The organism is Colwellia sp. F1, assembly GCF_056238625.1.
Genome location: NZ_JBWDLI010000036.1, coordinates 1 through 4,411 on the forward strand (window position 1 = coordinate 1; position 4,411 = coordinate 4,411).

Genomic DNA, 4,411 nt, shown 5'->3' on the forward strand with positions numbered 1-4,411 from the left:
GCACGTTAGACAGCACTTGGCGCAACCAATGTTCAAAGCTGCCCTGGTGGCTCAGAGTGAAGACTAAGCCTTTGTAGGAGGGAGGTTTGGATACCTCCTCACTTCCGTCAGCTCTGGGTTTAGGAGGGCGGCGTTGGATCTCCATGAGATAAAGCGTTTGATCTAACACATGCACCCTAAAGACGAGCCCCCCCCGAGGCACCTTGGTCTGAGTGTCAATGTAGACCCAGTTATCGACGGACGTTTCCACATCGTCGTCTACTCCGAAAGGTTCGAGGCTTATCAAACGAGGGTCGGGGGAAATACTGAAGCCATCTTCAAAGGTAAACCAGCTAACGCCACGAATCGTTGCGGGATAGGCTGATTGTAAATAAAGAAGCGCATTCCACATATCACGTAGAAAACCCTGCGATTCCAGTGTAATAGGAGCATGAATAGGCGCTTGTCCCACTCCCTTCCCTGACCCATGGGGCTCCCCGGTGGAGAAAATCGTTTCGTCACCAGGAACAGGGACGCCTCGTGTATCGGGCACGTTTTTTCGGGTATATCGTTTATCTAAGACGGCGCGAGGCTTACCTAAAATAACGAATTCGTCTTCAGGTAGGTCTAGCCAAGAAGAACCATGGTCGGGCTCGTCATCATCCGTAAAGTCAATCACATCGGGGATATCTTGAAGCTGATGATAGGGAAACTGAGAGGGGGCATCGTCGCCATCGGTGGCTGGTACTGTCGTTGATTTCTCTCTTGCGCGGTGGATCGTGGCACCATCGGGCTGGGTACAGCCTAATATCTGCAAGCCTAGAAATGAGTTGCCATCATCAATTGGAACGCCAGAAACAGAGATTTCCCCGCTGCCTTGAAACCATGGAGTGACTTTTAAAAGCATCTTATCTTGGGGGAAGCTGGCTTCAGTCTGCGAATAAATATTTCTGGCAGCTTGTTCAGCATAGGGATCGTACAGCATGTGCGCGAGCAAAATCGCATCGTGTCTGTGAACACGATACGTGAATCTGACAGGCCATGTACCTGGGGATGCGGGCGCATTAAGTGGTCGATAAAGACGTTCTTTGACTTGCTCCCAAGGGTAAGTGGCGAGTACTCGCTTAATTTCAGTTGATCGGCCATAAACGCGTGCAAAAAATTCTGTGCAAGGGATGAGCAGATATTTGCCATTCGGTATGGTCAAATTCAATCAGGTAAGATTTGTGCTTTCTGTCTAGTGGTAAATAGCTTGCGTCATGAAAGGGGGTGTAGAGGCTGCGTCCTGCTTTGTGCAAGTCGTCTAGGGAGACGATTCGCCAGCCGCCTGGAGAGAACGAAATGGGGAATTTTTTCTCCTCGTAGGCAATACGGGAGTTACTCACGCCCTTTTCCCAGACTGAACCGATTCTCAATAGCCCCACATGCGTTAAGACTGTCTCACGTCTAACCACGCCTCCTAAGTTATTCTCATGGTCGATGGTTCTCAAGAAGACATGGATTTTAGGGACACTGCGTAAGCGATTATTCTTGAAGATAGGCCCATACCACCAAACGACTAAGCGCTCAGCTTCGTCTTTGAGAGTGCCATCTTGAAAGCTAAAGGTTCTGCATTGTTTGAGAGAAACGGTCACAAGGGCGCGCTCTATGTAAACTCAACATAGAGATTGTCGCAGCAATTATTGTTTAGTCGCAACAATTGTTGAAAATGACAATTACGGCATGCTCCCCTATCCCGTACTTTTTGAGATGAGTGCTTGGCGGACTTGGCGCAAACGCTCAATCAGGACTAACAGCACGAGACACTGAACAATGCGGTCGAATAGACCTATAGATAAATAAAATCGCGCTATAGAATATTTCGCGATTGGAACAATCGGAGAGTGTTAACTAGTGAATTTATGAAATCTTGTTAAATGAGGCAACAAAGTAGCATTTAGATGTGCGTTAGACGCAGTAAGGTGAGATTGCCAGATGGGGCAGGAGCATGTCTATGTTGCAGATACTTGAGTGACTGGGGTAGCCTTTTCAGCCTTTTGGGGTTTCCAATCAACTATTCTTTTAGGGATAAGCCCCTTCCCCTTCAAAACCATTCCATTAATAAACCATTCCATTAGTCGGTTTCGTTTGGCCTTTTAGGTTTTTTGAGCTTTTTCCTTTCCCTCATGTAGATGTGCCTATAGAACTGAGGTCTGCATACTAAATTCTACATAAACGATATAGTTAATTGTAAGCGCGGGATTAGGTTGGCCCAGTTAGTCTGTAGGGCATTAGACGCTTGCGCTCCTGGATAATACTCAAAATACTTAACTACGAGGCGCGCTACCCAGAGCTGCTTTACTGTTTGAGATTATTCGCCTTACTTCGAAATGTGGGTTTGATGTTGTTGTAGCACGCCCTCGCGAAGGACTACCATTCGATCACGTTGCCATCGCTTAAGGCGGGGTCGATATCGCTGACTTTACGAAACGCCATGGCCATATCCCCAGATCGGAGAAAAGCCTAAAACCGCAATCCGTTAAGCATTATTTAATAACGTTTAAATAGCGATAGACAAAAAAGCACTGTTGTGAGCTCAGACTTTTCTCAAGCTAGATAGATAAGCGGGCCTGTCATACATAGCGATTTGGATATCCTAGATTTACCGGTAAGAAAAGCAGCCTGGCTCCTGCCCAAAACAGGCGATAAAGACCATCTAATCCGTAAAGAGAAGAGATAAGCATCACCAAGTGCATGCAGGCTGCCTAGTTCGTTAAATTAAGTTATATCAACCACATACCCTCAGCCTGAATCTGGCCTGAGGTGTTATCTATATTTTCTTGGCTTTCTGAAAAGCTAACCAGCAAAGCTGCTTTACTAGTGCCATTATCCATTTTATCCAACCAATAATCGTACCCAGAACTATCCGGCCGCCGATCCAAAACATTTAAATACAAAGCATCTATATAAGAATCATTAGATAAACCAACCCCATACTTACTCACAAACTCCTTTGAGCCTATAAAGCTATGGGCTATTTCTTGCAAACCTAAACCACTTTCCTTTTTATCTATCCAATACCCTAACCCCTCATGATCAGGCTCTCTATTAAAAGAGGCTTTGTATAGCCTATAAATTTCCGCAGCTTCGCTTTCATCGTCAAATGAAAGCACTCCATCATCGAGTTCAATATATTCTATTTCTGAGACTTTAAAAACTCCCTCCGGCGTTACAACCTCTTTTTCGACGAAGCTATTTTCTATAACAACTTCATCTCTAATAAATTCCACAATGATTCTGTCATCACCTTGCCCACCATCTATATGCTTGCCGTACTCAACCTCAAATACGTCGTCACCTCCTGTTCCAAAAACAAACTCAAAGTCTGGCACAGGTTCAGGTGTGGGTTCAGGTGTGGGTTCAGGTGTGGGTTCAGGTGTGGGTTCAGGTGTGGGTTCAGGTGTGGGTTCAGGTGTGGGTTCAGGTGTGGGTTCAGGTGTGGGGTCAGGTGTGGGTTCTTGAAAAGATGGAATAGTATCTAAGTCTTCATAAATACTAACAGATACATATGTATGATATACCCCCTGATCCCAGCTTGCATTTATATAGTAATCGCCGGTATATTCTGCCTCAAAACCGAATATATGATCCGTCCCATAGTCCCCACCACCCTGATCGATCGCTACAACATCACCATTTTTATCATAAAGAGTTAAAATAAAAGGGTCAAAAAAACTATGTGAAAATATGTCATATGTAGCCCCACTCTTAAACTCAGCCACATATAAATCATCCAATATTGCATAGTCTTTAGATGTATAATGACGCGCTTGACTATCCCACCCCAACAACTCACTTGACGTATCGAAATATTCTTCAAAGTTAAGTCTATTAGCAGACTTCATTTCTTCTTTATTAATTCCAGGAAGGTAGCTATAACTCATAATTAACCTTTTCGTATTAAAGATAAAAAACCTAACCAGTGATTGCTAAAATAGCAGATGTGGGTAGCTTCGTTACAACAGTGTTGCATAGGATCACACGCTTTGTATGTAAGCCATATCTTAAAAACGTGCCGCCCATCCAAAACCTGAAGATACCGATCTATGTACCGAAGAATTCGGTACTCACTGGCAGCTCCTCAATCAACAAGGGGCACTTCTGGCCTATTTCCATGCGACTGAAGTTTGGCCTGAAAAAGCAATTTTTCAAGCTTACCGAGCAAATCACCCTCGTGGCGACTATCTGAAAAAATTAAACACGGTTACAGATCGTTGTCCCACTTCGTACCCACCGATATATTGTTCACTGGGCAGCTCAAAAATTAAGTCAAATTAAGGACTAGACTCATGAACAAAAAAGAGCTTGTGGACCGTATTGCTGCTTCAGCAGATGTTTCTAAAGCTAAAGCAACCAGGGTCTTGGACGCTTTCACAGAGACTGTAGCAACCAC

At 44.6% G+C, this 4,411-nt stretch carries 4 protein-coding genes; 1 reads left to right on the forward strand and 3 read right to left on the reverse strand.

What is annotated here, in order from left to right; all coding sequences use genetic code 11:
• From AC0UA9_RS16660 to AC0UA9_RS16670, 3 genes are all read right to left on the reverse strand, one after another.
• The coding region (locus AC0UA9_RS16660) for a hypothetical protein (RefSeq protein ID WP_475661774.1) at positions 1–964 on the reverse strand (964 nt) is incomplete at its 3' end.
• Positions 965–1,109: 145 nt separating this feature from the next.
• The gene (locus tag AC0UA9_RS16665) at positions 1,110–1,613 is read right to left on the reverse strand and encodes a hypothetical protein (RefSeq protein WP_475661777.1); all 504 of its coding nucleotides are present in this window, start codon (positions 1,611–1,613) and stop codon (positions 1,110–1,112) included.
• Positions 1,614–2,741: 1,128 nt separating this feature from the next.
• The gene (locus AC0UA9_RS16670; RefSeq protein WP_475661779.1) at positions 2,742–3,902 is read right to left on the reverse strand and encodes a DUF4214 domain-containing protein; all 1,161 of its coding nucleotides are present in this window, start codon (positions 3,900–3,902) and stop codon (positions 2,742–2,744) included.
• 405 nt (positions 3,903–4,307) lie between these two features.
• On the opposite strand from AC0UA9_RS16670, the gene AC0UA9_RS16675 reads away from it, so the two are divergent.
• Positions 4,308–4,411 (forward strand): HU family DNA-binding protein (locus AC0UA9_RS16675; RefSeq protein ID WP_475661781.1); only part of this gene is annotated, 104 nt, incomplete at its 3' end.